General features: G+C 74.4%; 13 protein-coding genes. 3 read left to right on the forward strand and 10 right to left on the reverse strand.

Annotated elements, in window-relative coordinates; all coding sequences use genetic code 11:
* Positions 1-29: 29 nt before the first annotated feature.
* The 8 genes from KUM40_RS24495 to KUM40_RS24530 form a co-directional block, all read right to left on the reverse strand.
* Positions 30-1,376 carry an ABC transporter substrate-binding protein gene (locus KUM40_RS24495; protein ID WP_374227414.1) on the reverse strand — a complete coding sequence of 449 codons (1,347 nt, stop codon included), beginning with the start codon at positions 1,374-1,376 and terminating at the stop codon, positions 30-32.
* Positions 1,373-2,536 carry a branched-chain amino acid ABC transporter permease gene (locus KUM40_RS24500; RefSeq protein ID WP_217168256.1) on the reverse strand — a complete coding sequence of 388 codons (1,164 nt, stop codon included), beginning with the start codon at positions 2,534-2,536 and terminating at the stop codon, positions 1,373-1,375. Before KUM40_RS24500 ends, KUM40_RS24495 begins: the two co-directional genes overlap by 4 nt.
* On the reverse strand, positions 2,529-3,425 hold the full coding sequence (locus KUM40_RS24505; RefSeq protein WP_217168257.1) for a branched-chain amino acid ABC transporter permease: 897 nt from the start codon (positions 3,423-3,425) through the stop codon (positions 2,529-2,531). The genes KUM40_RS24500 and KUM40_RS24505 overlap by 8 nt, the downstream gene beginning before the upstream one ends.
* The gene (locus tag KUM40_RS24510) at positions 3,422-4,285 is read right to left on the reverse strand and encodes an ABC transporter ATP-binding protein (RefSeq protein WP_308401223.1); all 864 of its coding nucleotides are present in this window, start codon (positions 4,283-4,285) and stop codon (positions 3,422-3,424) included. The genes KUM40_RS24505 and KUM40_RS24510 overlap by 4 nt, the downstream gene beginning before the upstream one ends.
* Complete coding sequence (locus KUM40_RS24515) at positions 4,282-5,073, reverse strand: ABC transporter ATP-binding protein (protein WP_217168258.1); 792 nt, start codon at positions 5,071-5,073, stop codon at positions 4,282-4,284. The genes KUM40_RS24510 and KUM40_RS24515 overlap by 4 nt, the downstream gene beginning before the upstream one ends.
* Positions 5,074-5,795: 722 nt before the next feature.
* On the reverse strand, positions 5,796-7,079 hold the full coding sequence (locus KUM40_RS24520; protein ID WP_217168259.1) for a CdaR family transcriptional regulator: 1,284 nt from the start codon (positions 7,077-7,079) through the stop codon (positions 5,796-5,798).
* Between the two features lie 119 nt (positions 7,080-7,198).
* Positions 7,199-10,423, reverse strand: coding sequence for a helix-turn-helix transcriptional regulator (locus KUM40_RS24525; protein ID WP_254395528.1), 3,225 nt, complete (start codon positions 10,421-10,423; stop codon positions 7,199-7,201).
* 219 nt (positions 10,424-10,642) lie between these two features.
* A complete protein-coding gene (locus KUM40_RS24530) occupies positions 10,643-11,575 on the reverse strand; it encodes a dienelactone hydrolase family protein (RefSeq protein WP_217168260.1) in 933 nt (310 codons plus the stop codon).
* Between the two features lie 327 nt (positions 11,576-11,902).
* On the opposite strand from KUM40_RS24530, the gene KUM40_RS24535 reads away from it, so the two are divergent.
* Positions 11,903-12,790, forward strand: a complete 888-nt coding sequence (locus KUM40_RS24535) for a Gfo/Idh/MocA family protein (protein WP_217168261.1) — start codon at positions 11,903-11,905, stop codon at positions 12,788-12,790.
* A gap of 6 nt (positions 12,791-12,796) precedes the next feature.
* Here the strand turns inward: KUM40_RS24535 and KUM40_RS24540 are convergent, their stop codons facing one another.
* Positions 12,797-13,183 carry a hypothetical protein gene (locus tag KUM40_RS24540; protein WP_217168262.1) on the reverse strand — a complete coding sequence of 129 codons (387 nt, stop codon included), beginning with the start codon at positions 13,181-13,183 and terminating at the stop codon, positions 12,797-12,799.
* Between the two features lie 225 nt (positions 13,184-13,408).
* On the opposite strand from KUM40_RS24540, the gene KUM40_RS24545 reads away from it, so the two are divergent.
* Together KUM40_RS24545 and KUM40_RS24550 are read left to right on the forward strand one after the other, a co-directional pair.
* Complete coding sequence (locus KUM40_RS24545) at positions 13,409-14,623, forward strand: glycoside hydrolase family 64 protein (protein ID WP_217168263.1); 1,215 nt, start codon at positions 13,409-13,411, stop codon at positions 14,621-14,623.
* Between the two features lie 86 nt (positions 14,624-14,709).
* The gene (locus KUM40_RS24550) at positions 14,710-15,816 is read left to right on the forward strand and encodes a PP2C family protein-serine/threonine phosphatase (protein ID WP_217168264.1); all 1,107 of its coding nucleotides are present in this window, start codon (positions 14,710-14,712) and stop codon (positions 15,814-15,816) included.
* Here KUM40_RS24550 and KUM40_RS24555 read toward each other — a convergent pair.
* Positions 15,791-18,073: an MMPL family transporter gene (locus tag KUM40_RS24555; RefSeq protein ID WP_254395529.1), complete on the reverse strand. Its 2,283-nt coding sequence runs from the start codon at positions 18,071-18,073 to the stop codon at positions 15,791-15,793. The two genes, KUM40_RS24550 and KUM40_RS24555, sit on opposite strands and share 26 nt — an antisense overlap.
* Positions 18,074-18,226 lie beyond the last annotated feature (153 nt).

Consider the following 18,226-nt stretch of genomic DNA (forward strand, 5'->3'; position numbering starts at 1 on the left):
TGCGGGCGAGTTGACGGCCACTGGCCCGGTCAGCCGCGGCCGGCCAGGTACGCGTCCACTCCGGGCGCCTTGTGGGCCTCCTCCACGCCGACCAGACCGCCGACCGCCTTGGCGTCGGGCTTGAGCACGTAGGTGGACCGGCTCGCCGGCGCGGTCACGTAGGTGAAGTTCTGCGGGGTGCCGAGGCCGGTGTCGGCGTTCTTCTGCGAGCGGTGCGCCTTGACCACGGCCTGGCGGGTGAGGCTGCCGCCCTCGCATGCCTTCTTCAGGTCGGCGCCCATCAGTTGGGCGGCGTTGTATCCGGAGAGCACGCCGGAGTCGACCGGCTCGCCGGGGTACGCCTTCTTGTAGGAGGCCACCATCTTCTTGACGCCCGGCAGGTCGGAGCTGACCGCCGGTGCCGCGCTGACCACGTGGACCATGGCTTCCAGCGCCGCCGCCGCGGGCGTCTTCAGCAGCTGCGGGGCGTAGCCGGGTGCGCTGCTGACGATCGGCACCTTCAGGCCGCGGGCGGCGGCCAGGCCGGCGAGGGAGGCGGTCTGGGCGGGGCCCGCGCTGATCAGGATCGCCTTCACCCCGGCCTTGCTCAGCGCGGAGACCTGCGCGGTCAGGTCGGTGTCCGTGGCCTTGATCTTCTGCCCGGCCACCTTCATCCCCGCCTGCTCGGCGGCCCACTCGGAGCCCTCGAGCGCGTTGGCGCCGTAGTCGCCCTCGAAGTACACGTGGCCGATCGTGTCGCCCTTGGCGATCTTCTTGGTGCGGGTCAGGAAGTCGACGGCGGCGATCATGTCGAGGTCGTAGGTGGTGCCGAGGACCTGGACGGCGTCGTGGCCGAGCAGCGAGGCGGCCCAGGCCTGCGGGAAGGTCAGCATGTGGTCGCGCTCGATGTCGTCCAGCAGGGCCGCGACCACCGGGGAGCCGATGACCTGCGGCAGGGCGACGACGTCCGGGGAGATGTCGGCGTAGGCGGTGACCGCCTTCTGCACGTCGTAGCCGTGGTCCTTGACGACGATCTCGACCTCTCTGCCGCAGATCCCCCCGGCGGCGTTGGTCTCGTCGGCCCACATCTGCTGGGCCTGCACGATGCTCTTGCCGAGGGTGGCGTAGGGGCCGGTGAGGTCGGTCAGCGCGCCCAGCGTGATGGTCTTGTCGCTGACTCCGGGGCCGGCCTTGATGCCGTCGGCGGCGGCGTCGTCGGTGCTCCCGCCGTCCGCCTTGGAGCTGCAGGCGGTGCCCGCGAGCAGCACGGCGGCCAGCGCCGCGGCCAGGGCCGCGGTCCGGGTGGTCCGGGCACTGCGGGCGGTCCGGGCGGTCCGGGCGGTCCGGGCGGTCCGGGCGGTCCGGGCGGTGCGAGGCCTGGGGTGCGTGACGTTCACGGGGTGTGCTCCTTGGCTCGTGCGGTGGTGGCGGGGGTGTCGGAGGATGCGGAGGTCGCTCCGGGCGAGGGACCGGTGCCGGGAGGGCCGGTGACGGATGCCCCGCGGCGCAGGCGCAGGCGCGCGCGGGTGCGGCGGGCCAGGCCGTGCAGGCCGTCGGGGGCGTAGAGGAGGATCACGACGATCGCCGCGCCGTAGAGGTAGCGGGAGGCCTCGGTCGGGCCGATCGAGCCGTCGCCGGACCCCGGCGTCGCCACCAGGGGCAACTGGTCGGCGTAGCGGGTCATCAGGAGGGGCATCGCGGTGACGAAGACGGCTCCGGCGGTGGCGCCGGCCACCGAGCCGAGGCCTCCGATGACGATCATGGCGAGGTAGTCGACGGAGAGGAGGAGGGAGAAGTAGTCGGGCACCACGCGGCGGAAGGCGAGCGCCAGCAGGACGCCGGCGAGGCCCGCGTACATCGACGAGACGACGAACGCGGCCGAGCGGTACCGGGCCACGTGCACGCCCATCACGGACGCCGCGGTCTCGCTGTCGCGCAGTGCCACCAGGGCGCGTCCGGGACGGCCGCGCAACAGTCCGCGCGCGGTGAACCAGGTGAGCGCGAACAGGGCGAGGCCCAGATACCAGAGCCGTTCCTCGGCGCCGAACGGCACTCCCAGGACCGTCAGTTCTGGATCGGTCTCGGCGAAGGTGAACCCGCCCAGTTCCAGCGGCGGCACCGAGCGTCCGTTGAAGCCGCCGGTGACGGAGTCCGCGGTGAGCAGGACGTGGTGGCCGAGGAAGACCAGGGCGAGGGTGGCCACGCCGAGGTAGATGCCCTTGACCCGGCCCGCGACGGGACTGAACAGGCCGCCCGCCGCTCCGGCGAGCAGTACGGCGAGGACGGCGGCGACGGCGGGCGGCAGGCCCGGTCCGGGCTCGCCCGCCAGCCAGACGTAGCCGTATGCGCCGACGGCGAGGAAGAAGGCGTGTCCGAGGGAGAGTTGTCCGGCGGTGCCGCTGAGCAGGCCGAGCCCGACGGCGCCGATGGCCGCGGCCATGGAGAACAGGCCGATGCGCAGCCAGAAGGCGTCCAGGTAGAAGGGGAGGGCGCACAGGAGGAGGGCGGGCAGCAGCAGCCGGCCGCTCCTGAGCAGCAGGGCGAGGCGGTCAGACACGGGCCGCTCCCTTCGCCGCGAAGAGTCCGGCGGGGCGCACCAGCAGGACGAGCACCATCACGGCGTAGGGCGCGACGTCGCCGAAGCCCTCGCCGAGAACGTGCAGTTCGGACTGGTAGCCGGCGACGAACGCCTCGGTGAGGCCGATCAGCATGCTGCCGACCAGGGCGCCGACCGGTGAGGTCATCCCGCCGAGGATGGCGGCGGGGAACGCCTTCAGGGCGATCTGCCCGGTGGTGCGCTCCAGTCCGGGTGCGGGGAAGGCGACCAGGAAGACCGCGGCGAGCGCGGCGAGTCCGCCGGCCAGGCACCAGGCGACGGTGCGCACGCGGGTGAGCCGTACGCCCATGAGGGCGGCGGCCTCGCCGTCGTCGGCGGCGGCGCGCAGCGACAGTCCCCACGGCGTGAACCGGAAGAGGGCGAAGGCGCCGGCGATGGCCACCGCGGACACCACGATCGCGGCGATGCGGCTGTCGGCGACGGTCACCGGGCCGAGGTCGGTCACGGCGGCGCCCCAGGGGTCGCCGAGCGGCAGCAGGTCGCCGCCGATGCGCCGGGAGAGGTCGGTGACCAGGACGATGTCGATGCCGATGGTGACGATGGTCTGCACGTGGGCGGCGTGCGGGTCGGTCCCGACCCGTTGCAGCACCAGCCGGTCCAGCGCACCGGCGACGGCGGCCGTCGCGAGGACCGCGACGGCCAGCGCCGCGGCGAAGCCGATGTCGTCGTGGAGTACGGCGACGAGGTATCCGCCGAGCAGCAGGAGCGAGCCGTGGGCGAAGCTCAGTACGCCGGATGCCTTGAAGATGGTGACGAAGCCGAGGGCGATCAGGGCGTAGACCGAGCCGAGGGCGAGGCCGTTGAGGAGGTTGTCGAGGAAGCCGCTCATACCGCGTCCTCTCCTGTGCCGGTGGTGCCGGTGGTGCCGGTGGTGCCGGTGGCGCCAGTGGTGCCGGTGGTGCCAGTGGTGTCGGTGGTGCCGAGGTAGGCGCGCAGTACCTCGGGGTCGCGCCTGACCTCGTCGGGGGTGCCGTGGGCGATGGCCCTGCCGAAGTCGAGGACGGTGACCTCGTCGGCGAGCCGCATGACCAGGCCCATGTCGTGCTCGACCAGCACGACGGACAGGCCGAGTTCGGCGCGGATCTCCCGGACGACCTCGGCCGTGCGGACGCGTTCGGCGGCGTTCATGCCGGCCACGGGTTCGTCGAGCAGCAGTACACGGGGCTCCAGACAGAGGGCGCGGGCGAGTTCGACGCGCTTACGGTCGCCGTAGGACAGCAGGGCGACGGGCGAGTCGAAGTGGGCGCCCAGGCCGGTGAGTTCGGCGATCTCTCGGGCTTTGGCGAGGTGTTCGCGCTGTTCGCGCACGGCGCGCGGCAGCCGCAGGGCGCTGGCGGCGAAACCGGCGTGGGACAGGGCGTGCCGGCCGAGCATCAGATTGTCGGCGACGGTGCCCTGGGTGGTGACGATGTTCTGGAAGGTGCGGGCCACTTTGAGCGCGGCGATCCGGTGCGGGGCGAGCCGGGTCAGCTCGGCGTCGCCGAGCCGTACGGTGCCCGCGGTGGGCCGGTACAGGCCCGACAGGACGTTGAAGCAGGTGGACTTGCCGGCGCCGTTGGGGCCGATGACGGCGTGCACGGTGCCGGGGGCGACGGTGAAGGAGACGTCGTCGAGGGCGAGGAGACCGGCGAAGCGCACGGTCACGCCCCGGACGTCGAGTGGGGGCGGTGCGGCGGTACGGGTGGTCACGCGGCCCCCTTGCCGTCGGCGCCCTCGGTGGTGTCGCCCAGATAGAGGCGGCGTACGGCGTCGGTCCGCGCGAGTTCGCCCGCCTCGCCGGACAGCCGGACCTCGCCGACCTCCAGGACGTAGGCGTGTTCGGCCAGGGACAGCGCCATGCCGGCGTTCTGTTCGACGAGGAGGACGGCGGTGCCCTGGGCGTTGATCTCGCGGACGACCCCGGCGATGCGGTCCACCATCATCGGGGCGAGGCCGAGGGAGGGTTCGTCGAGCAGGAGCAGCCGGGGCGCGGCCATCAGGGCCCGGCCGATGGCCAGCATCTGCTGCTCGCCGCCGGACAGCAGGCCGGCGGCCTGACGGGGGCGTTCGGCGAGGCGCGGGAAGAGGGCGAAGACACGGTCCCGGGCCTCGCGGACCTGGGCCGGGGCGCGCCGGCCGAGGCCGAGTCCGCCGGCCCGCAGGTTCTCGTCGACGGTGAGTCCGGCGAACACCCGCCTGCCCTCGGGCACCTGTACGACTCCGGCGCGTACGGCGGCGACCGGGTCCCGGCCGTCGAGCGCCTTGTCCCCGTAGCGGACGCGGCCCGCCGTGATCGCGCCGCGGTGCAGGCGCAGGGTGCCGGAGACGGTCCGCAGCAGCGTCGTCTTGCCGGCGCCGTTGGCGCCGAGCAGCGCGACGACCGCGCCGTGCGGGACGGTCAGGGACACGGAGCGGAGGGCGGACAGTGCGCGCCCGTACGTCACGTCGAGGCTCTCGACGTGCAGCGCGGGCGCGCCGTCCGGTGGTGCTGCGGGCATCGCGGCTCCTTGGGACCGGGCCTGGACGGCACGGTGACGGGTGAACGGGGGGAGCTCACGACAGCACGGGCACCGCCGGCCGTACAGGGGTCCGGGGCAGGGTCGCTGCGGCGTCCCAGTCCGGGGATGGTGAGTCTGTGCGGATGCCCAGGAAGGGCGGCGGCGGAGCAGGTTTCCGGCACCCGCGCCGCCGGTGGCGGGTGGGACCGGTGAGACGCGAAGCGCCCGGAGACCGTCCGGGGCGCTCCGGACGCGGGCGCCGAGGGCGGGGCGCCGGGCGGGACAACGGTTGGGGCAGCGGTTGGGGCCGTGGACAGGACGCCCGCACGAGCGCATCGCCCGGGACACCGACGACCGGCTCCGGTGACCGCCTCCGGCTACCGGCTCCGGCTACCGGCTCCGGCTACCGGCCGGGCAAGGGTCCGAGCAGCCTGGCGGGCATCTCGACGCCTACCGGAGAGGGGCCCCGAGCTGCCGGACCCACGCTTCGTCCGGAACCAGAACCTGTCCGGCCGATCATGCCGCAGACGCGGGGTCTGGCACGCACTCCCTCACGCTCGGGGGACCCCCATCGCGTCGCCGCCCTCCTCCGCCTTGCAGCCGCACGTACCAGCCCCCGCTCACCAGCGTTGAACGAGCGCCGTCGGTTTCCTGCGACTTGATCGACCGGACAGGTCCTGGCCCCGTGCGGCCGGGGCAGGCGGACCCGGCCGCCCCGCGTCTCAGTCGCGCAGGACGCGTCGGGCGGTCAGGGCCAGGCTGAACTCGACGACGTCGGCCGGGCGGGCCAGGGAGCGGCCGGTCAGTTGTTCGCAGCGGCGCAGGCGGTTGAGGACCGTGTTGCGGTGACAGTAGAGGCGTTCGCCGGCGCGCTGGGCCGAACCGTCGCAGTCGAGCCACGTGGTCAACGTGTCCAGCAGCACCTCGCGGTCGGCGGGCTCCAGACGGAGCACGGGGCCCAGCACCTTCTCGGCGAGGGCCCGGCCGAGTTCGGGGCTGGAGACGACCAGCGCGGCGGGGAGTCGGTCGGCCAGTCTCACCGTGCCGCCCGCCTCGGGGCAGATGCCCAGTGCGGTGTCCGCGAGCCTGCGGGCGTCGCCCACGGCGGCGAGTCCGTCGACCGGGCTGCCGACGCCGATCCGCAGGCCCGGGAGGGAAGGGTGCGGCCCGGACCCGGGCTCTTGCGGGTCCGGAAGCCCCTCGCCCGCGCCGACCAGGACGATGCCGTAGTCGACCTCCGGCCCGGCGTGCCAGTGGACGCGGACGCCGGGCGGTACGGCGGCGGCGCGGGTGGCGCCGGACCGGACCGGGGGCCCGCCGGTGACGGCGACGACGACGTAGCGGCCCTGCTCGGGCAGGTCGAGTGTGCGGGCGGCCTCGGGCAGGTCGGCGATGCGGCTGGTGCCGTCGAGCAGTCCGGCCGCCAGCAGCCGGGCCCGGTTCTCGCGGCGGCGGCCGAGCTGCCACTCGGTCTGCCGGTAGGCGTCCGCGACGAGGGTGCAGTGCTCGTCGACGAAGTTCCACACGTCGGCGGCCACGTGCACCAGGAGCCGCACGTCCTCGGGAGCGGCCCTGGACGTCTCCTCGACCAGCCGCTGCCACACCAGTGAGCCGCCCAGACGGAAGGCGTGCAGCAGGGCGTCCAGCGGGAGTCCCTGCTCGGCGCGGGTGGCGCCGATCCGCCAGGAGCAGCGGCGGGCCGCGTCCCGGGCGCCGCGGGGGTCGAGCAGCGAGGCCACGCTGTGCCGCAGGGAGCGGTGGACCTCCTGCCAGGTGGCGGTGGGGTCCTTCGTGACGGCCGCGCGGTATGCGGGCTCCTGCTCCTGCAGCAGTGTCATCAGCCGGTCGGTCAGGTCGGGCAGGTCGTCGAGCAGGGCGCGCGCGGCCCGGTGCAGGACACGCAGGGCGTCGGCGTCGATCAACGACGTGACGCCCGGTGTCCGCGGGCGTGGAACGGGCGTCAGCCCGGTGCGGATCGCTGCTCGTGACCGTACGGCGTGCTGCATCGCGGTCCTCCCCGGGGCAGGGCTTGCGAAGGCGCCGCCCCGCGACGGGCTTCCGCCCGCGCCGGGTCCGCCTCCTGACTCGTCCTGCCCCGAAGGATGGCATACCGTCCGGTCGGTCCCTAGGGTTGTGCACCGGTCTTTTCGACGTGTTCGGCCCGTTCCGCCTGCCCGACCATGCGGGCCAGCTCCAGCCGGGACCGTACGCCGAGCGCGGCGAAGACCTTGCGGAGGTGGTAGTCGACGGTGCGGGTGCTCACCGCGAGGGTCAGCGCGACCTCGCGGTTGGTGGCGCCCTCGGCGACGTGCCGCGCGATGCGCAGTTGCTGCGGGGTGAGGCGGGTCAGCGTTCCGGCGCCGGTCCCGTGCGGGGCGGCCCCGAGGGCGCGCAGTTCGTCGCGTGCCTGTGCGGCCCAGACGCCGGCACCGCAGCGCTCGAACCCGGCCAGCGCGGTGCCGAGGCGGCCGCGGGCCTCGCGCGGTCTGCGGCGCCGGCGCAGCCACTTGCCGTACAACAGTGCGGTGCGGGCCCGTTCGAAGTCGCCGCCCGCCTCGTCGTGCCGGGCGAGCGCGCGGCGGTAGAGGTCGTCGGCGCGGTCCGGCGGGGCGAGGAGGGCGTGGCAGCGGGCCAGTTGGGCGGCGGCCTGCGGGTCGGCGCCGAACGCCGCCCAGCCCGTGAAGTCGGTGAGGACCTCGCGGGTGTCCTCGTGGCGTCCGGCGAGGACCGCGGCCTCCACGAAGCACGGCACGGCGAGCCGCCAGACCGCGAAGTGGCCGCGCCCGGGCCCGGGGAGGACCAGGAGTCCGAGCCGGTCCGCGGCATCGAAAGGGCGCCCCCGGCCGAGGTCGGCGCGGGCCGCCGCCCACTCCGCGAGGGTGGCCGCCTGGGCCAGCCCGTGCCGCCGGGCGGTGACCAGGGCGGCCGTGACGTGCCGGGCGACGACGTCCGGTTCCTCCTCGATCGACGCCGCGAGGGCCAGTACCGCACGGTGGTGGGCCGCCGTGTTGCGCTGTCCTGCCAGCAGCGCGGTGCGCAGCCCCTCCTCCGCGTGGGTGCGCGCCTGCGGGTGCCGGCCGGCGCGCAGTTCGGCGTAGGCGAGGTACTCCAGTGCCTGCGGCACCAGCGCGTCCGAGCCGAGTTGCCGGGCGGCGGCCAGGGCCCGGGCCCCGCCCCTGCGGGCAGCGTCCACGTCCCCGAGCAGCAAGGCCGCCGCCGCCGACCGCAGCAGCGCCTCGGGCCGCTCCTCGGTCCTGCCCCGCTCCACCACCTGCCCGAGCGGCCCCCCGGCCCGGTCGAGCCGCCCCTCGAGCAGCGCCCGCATGCCGACACGGTGGTCACGTACGACGGTGGCCAGGGGCGCCACGGCGCGATGGCCCCCGGTGTGGTCGCGGACCGGGGCCCCAGCGAGGCCCCCGCAGACCGGAGACCCAGCGGGACTCTCGCAGGCCGGGCTCCCGGCGAGGCCCTCGCAGGGCGCAGCCCCAGCGACACTCTCGCGAACCGGAGCCCCAGCGAGCCCCTCGCAGACCGGGCTCCCAGCGAGGCCCCCGCAGACCGGAGACCCAGCAAGGCCCCTGCAGGGCGGAACCCCAGCGACACTCTCGCAAACCGAAGCCCCAGCAGGACGCTCACGAACCGGAGCCCCAGCGAACCCTTCGCAAACCGGGCTCCCAGCAAGGCCCCCGCAGACCGGAGACCCAGCAAGGCCCCTGCAGGGCGGAACCCCAGCGACACTCTCGCAAACCGAAGCCCCAGCAGGACGCTCGCGAACCGAAGTCCCAGCGAGCCCCTCGCAGACCGGGCTCCCGGCGGGGCTCACGCAAGCCGGGGTCGCGGCGCGGCTCACGCAGGCCGGGGTCCCGGTTCGGTGTGGTGGTCCGGGGGTGAGGGTGGCCAGGCACGCCGGTAGGTCGCCCGCCGCCCAGGCCGCGTCGGCGGCGGCCAGTGCGGCGGTCGCGGCGTCGGCGGGGGCGTCCGTGGCGAGCAGGGACGCGGCCAGCAGCAGCGACTGGTGGGCGTCGCCGACCGGGCCGTCCCTGAGTTCCACCAGGCCGCGCACCAGCTCGGCCCGCCCCCGTACGGCGGCGGGAGCGGCGCAGCCGCAGGCCGCGGCGAGCAGCGGGCGGGCCCGTTCGGGGCGTCCGGCGAGCAGGGCCTGCTCGGCCGCGGCAACGTACCGCTCCGCCCGTCGCGGGCCGTCGGCCGTCAGCTCGGCGGCACGGGCGTACGCCGTCGCGCGCAGCCGGTACGAGGCCCGCACTGTGCCGTCGGCCGCCACCGACGCGAGCCGGTCCGCCGAAGGCGCGGGTGCCGGGCCGCTCAGCGACCAGGAGCGGTGCAGCAGCGCCGGGAGCCTGTGGCCGCCGGTCTGCAGCACGTCGGCCAGCGCGCGGTGCGCGGCGCGCCGTCGGTCGGGCGCGGCGGTGGCGTGCACCGTGCGGCGGACCAGCGTGCTGTGGAAGCGGAGCCGGTCGCCGGCCAGGAGTAGCTGTTCGGGCAGCGGTTCGGCGCGGGGGCCGGACCCCGGTGCCGGCCGCAGGCGCCGCACCGCGTCGAGGACCAGGCCGGCGTCGACGTCCGGCCCGTCCGAGGCCTGTCCGGCCACCGCCACCGTCAGCAGCAGGTCCCGCGCATGGGCGGACCCGCCGGCCGGCGCGCCACCCGCCACCTCGGCGAGGGTCGCGGCGTCGGCCAGCGGGTGGGGCAGGGCCCGGTGTCCGCGCAGCTCGCCGGGTGACAGCCGGCGGACGAGGGCGACGAGGAGTGCGGGGTTGCCCTCCGCCTCGGCCAGGAGCTGCTCGCGGACGCCCGGGGCGGCGGCGCCGTCGGTCACGTCGTCGAGCAGGGCGGCGGCCCGCGGCGGTGCCAGCGGGTCAAGGCGCAGGACGGGAAGGTGGGCGAACTCCGGGTCGACGGCACGGTCCGCGGCGACGGAGAGGAGCAGTCCGACCCGGCCGCCGGTGTGCGGGCCCTCCGCCGCGCGGCCGAGGGCGGTGCGGGATGCCGCGTCCCACAGGTGCGCGTCGTCCACGCACACGAGCACGGGCGCCGCCCCGGCCGCCTCCCGCAGGCTGCCCAGCAGTTGGTCGGCGGTCCCGTGCGCGCTCGGGTCCCGGCCGGGGCCAGGGCCTGAGCCGGGGCCGGGGCCGGGGCGGAGTACGGGGCCGGCCCGGAAGGAGTGGGCGGCCCACTGGAGCAGCGTGGTCCGGCCGAGTCCGGGTTCGCCGGTCACGACGAGTTGGCCGCCGCGGGTGGGCAGCTCGTCCAACAAGGCACGCAACGCCTCCCGTTGCGCGCTCCGGCCGTGGATCCGCACGGCCGTACGTACGGTCGTCTCTCCGGTCATTTTCGGGAGGTTACGCACGCGTAGCCCGACGCGGAAGGCATCGATCCGCCCGCGTCCGCCGGGGCTTCGGCCCTGTCACCTGCGGTTGTGTGCCGTGCGAGCGCCCCCGGCACTGTGCCGGCGCCCAACCGGGCGCCGGCGGGCCCGTGCGGCGGCACAGCGGACCGGCGGCGGCCGCGACGTGCCCGCGACCGCCGCCGGACGGTGCCGTGCGCAGGGTCAGGAGCCGTGCGGGCAGTTGCCCCGGTACTCCTCGATGGTCAGGCTCGGCCCGGGCAGCGGGCACAGGAACTGCTCGTAGCGGGTGTCGTTGTCGATGAACCGCTTGAGCCAGGAAACGCTGTACTTCGCGATCGTCGTGTTGGACGTGTTCGGCGAGAAGTGGGTCGCGTTGTTCAGCTCCAGGTAGGCGCGGTCCGTGGCGGACGGCAGGCCGGTGTAGAACGGCTCGGCGTGGGACGCCACGGGGGCGATCGTGTCGCCGTCGGCCCCCACGACCAGCGTCGGGGTGCTCACCTCGGGCCAGCTCTTGTCCAGGTTCCAGGGGGTGAGGGGGATCGCGGCCTGGAGCGACGGCCGGGACTTGGCGGCCTCCAGGGTGCCGCCGCCGCCCATCGAGTGGCCCATGACGCCAAGTCGGCTGCTGTCGATCCGGCTCCGGACGGAGCTGCGCTCGGTGAGGTAGTCCAGGGCCGCCAGCAGTTGCCGGCCTCGGGAGGCGGGCTGGTCCAGCGTGGTGTTGGTGTCGATGGTGAACACGACGAAGCCCTGGGAGGCCAGCCGCGGGCCGAGCCAGGCCATGGAGGACTGGTACGCGGTGAAGCCGGGTGCGATCGCCACGGCACCGAACGTGCCGTCGCTGGTGCTGGTCGGGTAGTAGATGGTGCCGCCGCCGAAGCCGGTGACCGCGAGCGAGGAGACGCGGGTGTCGGCCACGGAGTAGGAGCCGCGCGATGCCTCGATGCTCGACTCGGTGGGCGCCGGGCCACGCTCGTAGGGGTTGTCGGCGGCCTGGGCTCCCGGGCCGGTGAGGGTGCTGAGCGCGACGGCCGCGGCCACGGCGGCCGTCACGCCGGCCAGCCGCCGCCGCGCGCCCGGGAACGTGGGGCGTGGGGCGTGTTGGGCGGCGTGGGTGTGGGGGTTCTGCTGCACGAGGGGTCGTCCTCTCTGTCGTGGCGAGCGGCCCGGCCGGTGTTCGCACACGGCCCGGGGACACGTGGGGTCGCGTCCCGGGACATCCGCCTGACGGGCGTCGCCGATGAGTCGGCGGTGCCACTGTCGACGGGCGGGGCGGTCGGGGGGATCGGCAGAATCACCGGTCTCGTGCGATGCGGGGGCCGGCATCCCGGGAGCCCTGTCCGGACACCCGCCCGGTGTGGCACGCTCGGCGTCGGCCGGGCTGTCGCACGCCGGCCGTCAGGGAGGAACGTCGGCGGATCCGGTCCGCCGTCGGACCCGGCACCGTGGAGAGGCGACGGAATGCGCATCGGACTGCTCGGCACCGGCCCCTGGGCGGACATGGCGCACGCCCCCGCCCTGGCGGCCCACGACGACCTGGACTTCGTGGGCGTGTGGGGCCGCCGCCCGGACGCCGCCAAGGAGCTGGCGCAGCGGCACGGCACGCGGGCCTACGACGACGTCGACGCCCTGCTGGCCGACGTGGAGGCCGTCGCCGTCGCGCTGCCCCCGGCGGTACAGGCCGGCCTCGCGGTGCGCGCGGCGCGGGCCGGGTGCCAACTGCTGCTCGACAAGCCGCTCGCGGCGACGGTGGCGCAGGGGCGGGCGGTGGTGGAGGCGGTGCGGTCGGCTGGTGTCGCCTCGGTGGTCTTCTTCACCACCCGGTTCCAGCCCGAGACCGAGGCGTGGATCACCGAACAGGCCGCCGCGGACGGTTGGTTCACCGCGCGGGCGCAGTGGCTCGGTGCCGTGTTCGGCGGCGGTGACAGCCCGTTCGCCGACTCGCCCTGGCGGCGGGACAAGGGCGCCCTGTGGGACGTGGGGCCGCACGCCCTGTCGGTGCTGCTGCCGGTCCTCGGTGACGCCCGGCGCGTGACGGCGGCCGTGCCGGGTCCCGGGGACACCGTCCATCTGGTGCTGGAACACACCGGCGGTGCGTCGAGCACGCTCACGCTCAGTCTGACGGCGCCGCCCGCCGCGGCGGGTGCCACGGTGGAGCTGCGCGGCCGGGCCGGGGTGACGCTCCTTCCGGAGACCACGCAGGGACCGGTGCCCGCCCTGCGGCGGGCCGCGGACGCGCTGCTCGCCGCCGCGGGCGGCGGGCGCCCGCATCCGTGCGACGCCGCGTTCGGGCTGCGGGTCACCGAGATCCTCGCCGAGGCGGAGGCCCTGCTGACCGACCGGGGGTGAGCGCGGTCAGCCGTCGGCCCGCTCCCGCCGGAAGGGTTCGTCGTTCCACCGGAACCAGGCCCTGTCGCCCTTGATGTGCAGCAGGAACTCGGCGACCGGACCGTCGGGCGACACGAGCCGCACACGCCGTTCGATCTCGGCGTAGACCGCCTCCCACTGCGCCCAGTGCCCCGCGTCGTCCCGTTCCGCGAGGGCGAGTTCGCGGGCGAACAGGTCGCGGACCGCGCCGTACGCCGGGCCTGCGCGAAACCGGCCCGACAGCCAGGGGAAGTCGGCGTCCTCGATCAGGATCTCCCCGATCTCCCCGGCCCGCCCGGTCTCTCCGGTCTCCGCGCCGGTCTCCCCCGCGCCCCGCACCCGACGCACGTGCCAGGTCTCACCTTCGAATCCCACATCGCCTCCGGATTAAGCGGCCCTTAAACGCCGGTTAAGCGTGCCTGCGCCGTCCCGAGCATCCCAAGTCCCAGCAGGTACAACGAGTTTGGGGGCCCGGGGAGACGGTTGGCCGGGACATCCGCTCTGCGTACCATCGGCGCACCGCGTGAGAGCGCTCTCAGGCTTCCACTCCCGGGTCCCGCTCTCGCGCCGTCACGCCCCGATCACTCTGGAGACCCCCACATGACTCCCCGTCACCAGCGTCCGCTCGCCCGCCGCAAGCTCCTCGTCGCCCTCGGCGGCATGGTCGTGGCCGCACCGGTCGCCGCAGCCGTCGCCCCGCACGCCCTCGCGGGCGTCGGCTCGAACGACTCCGCGGCCGGGTCCGGCACCAAGGCCGCCGGTGCCCTGCCGCTGACGATCGTCAACAGCACCGGCTCCTTCGGCAATGCCGACGTGCACGTCTACATCGTCGGCAACGTGGACGGCCGACAGGTGCGCGTCACCCCCGACGGCGCCGTCGCACCCGTGGCCCTCTCCGACAACGGCGCCGACGGCTTCACCGACTACGCGATCAGTCTGTCCGGCAGCGGCGAGACCAAGCTGAACCTGCCGTACCTCTCCGGCCGGATCTACGTGGCCCTCGGCGAGAAGCTGAAGTTCAAGGTGGTCGCCGACGGCGCCGGCAACGCCGCGCTCCAGTACCCGGCGGGCTGGGTGGAGTCCGACCCGAACTACGGGGTGCTGCACGACTGCGCGGAGTTCACCCACAACTCCTCCGGCATGTTCTGCAACACCACCATGGTCGACATGTTCAGCGTGCCGCTCGCCATCCGGCTGACCGGCGCCAAGGACCAGACCACCGGCACCGTGCGCGCGGGCGGACGTGCGGACGTGTTCGCCGCGCTGCGGCAGGTGGAGGAGTTCGCGCCGCTGGTCGTGGACGACACCCGCGTGATCGCCCCGGGCCACGGACTGGACGCCGGTCTGTTCCCCAAGGACTACCTCGCCCCGTACATCGACGAGGTCTGGAGCACCTACACCGGCAAGGACCTGAGGATCACCACCAACGCCGGGACGTTCACCGGCCGGGTGCGCGGGGACCGGCTGACCTTCGAGGGACCCGCCCAGGTGTCCTTCGGCAAGCCGTCCACCCGGGACGTGCTGTTCTGCGACGGCGCCCTCGCCGCGCCCAACGACGGCACGACCGGTCCCGTCGCCGCGGTCCTCGGCGCCGGCTTCAACCGCTCCACGCTGGTCTCCTCGGCCGACCAGCCCACGACCGACCCCGCCACGTTCTACCGGACCGGTCTGACCAACCACTACTCGAAGGCCGTGCACGCGGCCACCGAGGACGGCAGGGCGTACGGCTTCGCCTTCGACGACGTGGCCGACTTCGCCTCCTACATCCAGGACACGGCACCCACCGGCTTCCGGCTGACGCTCGGCGCCTTCTGAGCCCGTCCGTGCGGCTGCGCGTGCGGCTGCGGCGCCCGGCGGGCTCTCCGCGTGCGGGCGGCGCGCGGGCGTAGGAGCGTGGTGGTGTGCGAAAGGTGTCGGGCCTGCCACCGCGCCGGGGCGAGGACCGGCGGAGCTGGCTGAGCGGGGCTCCGCCGCCCCGCTGGGTGCGGGTGCTCCCGCCGGCCCTCGTCGTGGCGATCTGCGCGGCGACCCTCCTCAGCGACGAACCCCTGGAGATCGGGTTCCTGCTGGGCGCCATCCCGCCGCTGGCCGTCCTCTCGTACGGACCGCTGGCGACCGCCCTGCTGGGCGGGGTGGTGATCGCGCTGCTGCACATCCCGGTCCTCCAGCTCGACCGGCCGGGCGACGCCGACCTGCTGACCATCGTCTTCGTGGCCGTGCTCAGCGTCTTCGTGTCCTTCGTGCGCAGTCGCCGCGACGCCCAGTTGGGTCTGGAACGCACCGTCGCGGAGGCCGCGCAGAACGCCGTCGTACCCCCCTTGCCCGAGCGGGTCGGGGCGGTGCGCTGTGCGGGTCTGTACCGGGCGGCGCAGCGCGGGACCCTTGTCGGGGGCGACTTCTTCGACGTGCGGGACGGCCCCTTCGGCGTACGGGTGGTGACGGGGGACGTGCAGGGGCACGGCCTGTCGGCGGTGTCGACGGTCGCCTCGCTGCTTGGGGCGTTCCGGGAGGCGGTGCTGGACCGGCCGGACCTCGCGTCGGTGGCCGGGCGGCTGGACCGCAGGCTGCTGGTGGACTCGGCGGACGCGCGGCACGCCGAGCTGTTCGCGACGGCCGCGCTGCTGGAGTTCTCGGCCGACGCCCTGGAGGTACGCGTCGTCGTCTGCGGCAACCCGCCGCCCCTGCTGCTGCGGGGTGCGGACGCCACGGAGGTGGAGGTGTCGCCCTGGACGCCGCTCGGGCTGGGGCTGGCGGACGCCGGGGCGATCGAGGCGCGCACGGTGTCCCTGCGCCCCGGCGACCGGCTCTTCCTCGCCTCCGACGGCGTGGTCGAGGCCAGGGACGACAGCGGCGCGTTCTATCCGCTGGCCGAGCGGCTTGCCGCCTTCGCGGGCGAGGACTCCGCCGCGCTTCCCCGGCGGGTCTGGGCGGATCTCGTGCGCTTCTGCCCAAACGTGCAGGACGACGTCACGATGCTCGTCCTCACTCCTTCGCCTGCCGGGGACTGACGCCGCCCACGTGCTCGCCCTCCGCGTCGATGTGAGGCAGGATCCGGTCGAGCCACCGCGGCGTCCACCAGGCGTGCCGTCCCGGCAGGGTCATCACGGCGGGCACCAGGAGCAGGCGTACGACGGTGGCGTCGATGAGCACGCTCACGGCCAGGCCGAGCCCGAGCATCTTGACCACGATGTTGTCGCTGACCACGAACGCGGCGAAGACACTCACCATGATCAGGGCCGCGCAGGTGATGACCCGCGCGGTGATCTCCAGGGCGTGGGCCACCGAGCCCTCGGCGTCCCCGGTGCGCAGCCACGCCTCGTGCACCCGGGAGAGCAGGAAGATCTCGTAGTCCATGCTCAGTCCGAAGATGATCGCGAACATCATCATCGGGACGTAGCTCTCGATGGGCACCGTTCCGGAGACCCCCAGCGCGGGCCCGCCCCAACCCCATTGGAAGACGGCCACGACGACGCCGTAGGAGGCGGCGATCGACAGCACGTTGAGGACGGCGGCCTTGAGGGCGACCAGGAGGCCGCGGAAGACAGCGAGGATGATCAGGAAGGCCAGGGCGACGACGACCGCGATGATGAGGGGCAGCCGGTCGGCGACGATGTCGCGGAAGTCGACCTGGGCGGCGGTGGTGCCGGTGACGTAGCCCTTCGCGTCGGTGCCGGCGACCGCGTCCGGCAGGGTGCTGTCGACCAGGCGGTTGGTCAGGTCGGTGGCGGCGGCGCTCTGCGGGGAGCGCTTCGGGTAGACGGTGGCGAGCAGGACGTCGCCGTCCTGGGTCGGGGTCACCGGTGTCACCGCGGCCGTGCCGGAGACGTCGCCGAGGTCCTTCGTGACCCGCGAGGCGAGGTCCGAGCGCTGCGACTGGGGTACGCCGCTCTGGTCGACGACCACGGTCAGCGGGCCGTTGGCCCCGGGCCCGAATGCGTCGGACATCAGGTCGTAGGCCCGCCGGTCGGTGAAGGACGTGGGGTCGGCGCCGTCACCGATGTGGCCGAGCTGGAGGGAGAACACGGGCACGGCCAGCACGGCGAGCGCCGCCACGCCCGCGGCCAGAAAGTGCCAGGGCCGCCGCTGAACGCGCCGCGCGTAGCGGTGCCAGGTGCCGTGCGGCTCGGCGCCCGGCTCCGCGTCGGTCTCGGCGACGGGACGGCGTACCCGCAGGCGGTCTACGTGCCGGCCGACGAGGCCCAGCAGGGCGGGCACCAGGGTCAGCGCGCCCAGGACGGCCGAGACGACCGTCACCGCGGCGGCGATGCCGAGCTTGCCGATGAAGGACACTCCGGACGCGTACAGTCCCAGCAGCGCGATGATCACCGTGCAGCCGGAGACGAGGACGGCCCGGCCGCTGGTCCCGGTGGCGTGTCCGGCCGCCCGCACCGGGTCGGCGCCGTTCATGAGGTTCTGCCGGTGCCGGGTGATCAGGAACAGGGCGTAGTCGATGCCGACGCCCAGTCCGATCATCGTGGCGAGCGTCGGGGACACGGTGGCGAAGGTGAACGCCGCGGCGAGCAGGCCGAGACAGGCCAGACCGCCGACCACCCCGATCAGCGCGGTCACCAGCGGCGCTACGGCGGCCAGTACGCTGCCGAAGCCGACCAGCAGGACGACGATCGCGACGCCGAAACCGATGAGTTCGCTCACCCGGTCGTCGGCGTCGGGGCGGGCCAGCTCGCCGAGCGAGCCGCCGTACTCGACCTCGGCGCCCGCCGAGCGCAGCGGCTGGACCGCCTCGTCGACTCCGTGCAGGTAGCCGTCGCCCAGTTGGGCGGGCTGGATGTCGAAGCGGACGGTGATGTAGCCGGTACGGCCGTCCGTCGACAGCGGGCCCACGTTCTGCTGGTCCGACGAGTCCGAGGACGGGCCGCTGGAGGACGAGGTGCCGGTGAGCGGATTCTGGGCGGACAGGACGTGCGGCAGTTTCTGCAGATCGCCCACCGTGGTGGCCATCTGCGAGTCCAGGGCGGTCAGCGGCTTGTCGTCGTCGTGCACGACGATCTGGCTGCTGTAGCCGCCGGCCGCCGGATCGTGCCGTTTCAGGACGTCCAGGCCCTGCTGGGACTGGGCCGAGGGCAGTGTGAAGTCGTCCGAGTAGTCCCCGCCGAAGGTGCGGTTGGTCAGGAACAGCGCCACCAGGGCGGCCAGCCACGCGACGACCACGATCATCCCGTGCCGGGCACACCACTCGCCCCACCGCCGCAGGCCGCCCACTCCGCCCGCCCCCCGTCCCCCGACGCCGGTGCGCCTACGTGCCATGGCCGTGGTCCTTCTGCCGGGGGAAACGCTCGATGGCTCCCATTACACGTCGGGGTGTCCCGGGCGGCACGTCGGACCTCGCGGCCCTTCAGGATGCGCCGGACGTTTCCGCATTGAATGGTGTTATCGGGACATTCGGGACCGACAACAGTA

The sequence above is a fragment of the Streptomyces sp. AC512_CC834 genome (genome assembly GCF_019049325.1).
Lineage (GTDB): Bacteria > Actinomycetota > Actinomycetes > Streptomycetales > Streptomycetaceae > Streptomyces.

What these genes read in the sequence shown, in the direction of transcription:
- KUM40_RS24555 (WP_254395529.1), bottom strand. Translation starts at nt 18,073, where the DNA reads ATGGCACGTAGGCGCACCGGCGTCGGGGGACGGGGGGCGGGCGGAGTG.
- KUM40_RS24525 (WP_254395528.1), bottom strand. Translation starts at nt 10,423, where the DNA reads ATGACCGGAGAGACGACCGTACGTACGGCCGTGCGGATCCACGGCCGG.
- KUM40_RS24520 (WP_217168259.1), bottom strand. Translation starts at nt 7,079, where the DNA reads ATGCAGCACGCCGTACGGTCACGAGCAGCGATCCGCACCGGGCTGACG.
- KUM40_RS24535 (WP_217168261.1), top strand. Translation starts at nt 11,903, where the DNA reads ATGCGCATCGGACTGCTCGGCACCGGCCCCTGGGCGGACATGGCGCAC.
- KUM40_RS24545 (WP_217168263.1), top strand. Translation starts at nt 13,409, where the DNA reads ATGACTCCCCGTCACCAGCGTCCGCTCGCCCGCCGCAAGCTCCTCGTC.
- KUM40_RS24515 (WP_217168258.1), bottom strand. Translation starts at nt 5,073, where the DNA reads ATGCCCGCAGCACCACCGGACGGCGCGCCCGCGCTGCACGTCGAGAGC.
- KUM40_RS24505 (WP_217168257.1), bottom strand. Translation starts at nt 3,425, where the DNA reads ATGAGCGGCTTCCTCGACAACCTCCTCAACGGCCTCGCCCTCGGCTCG.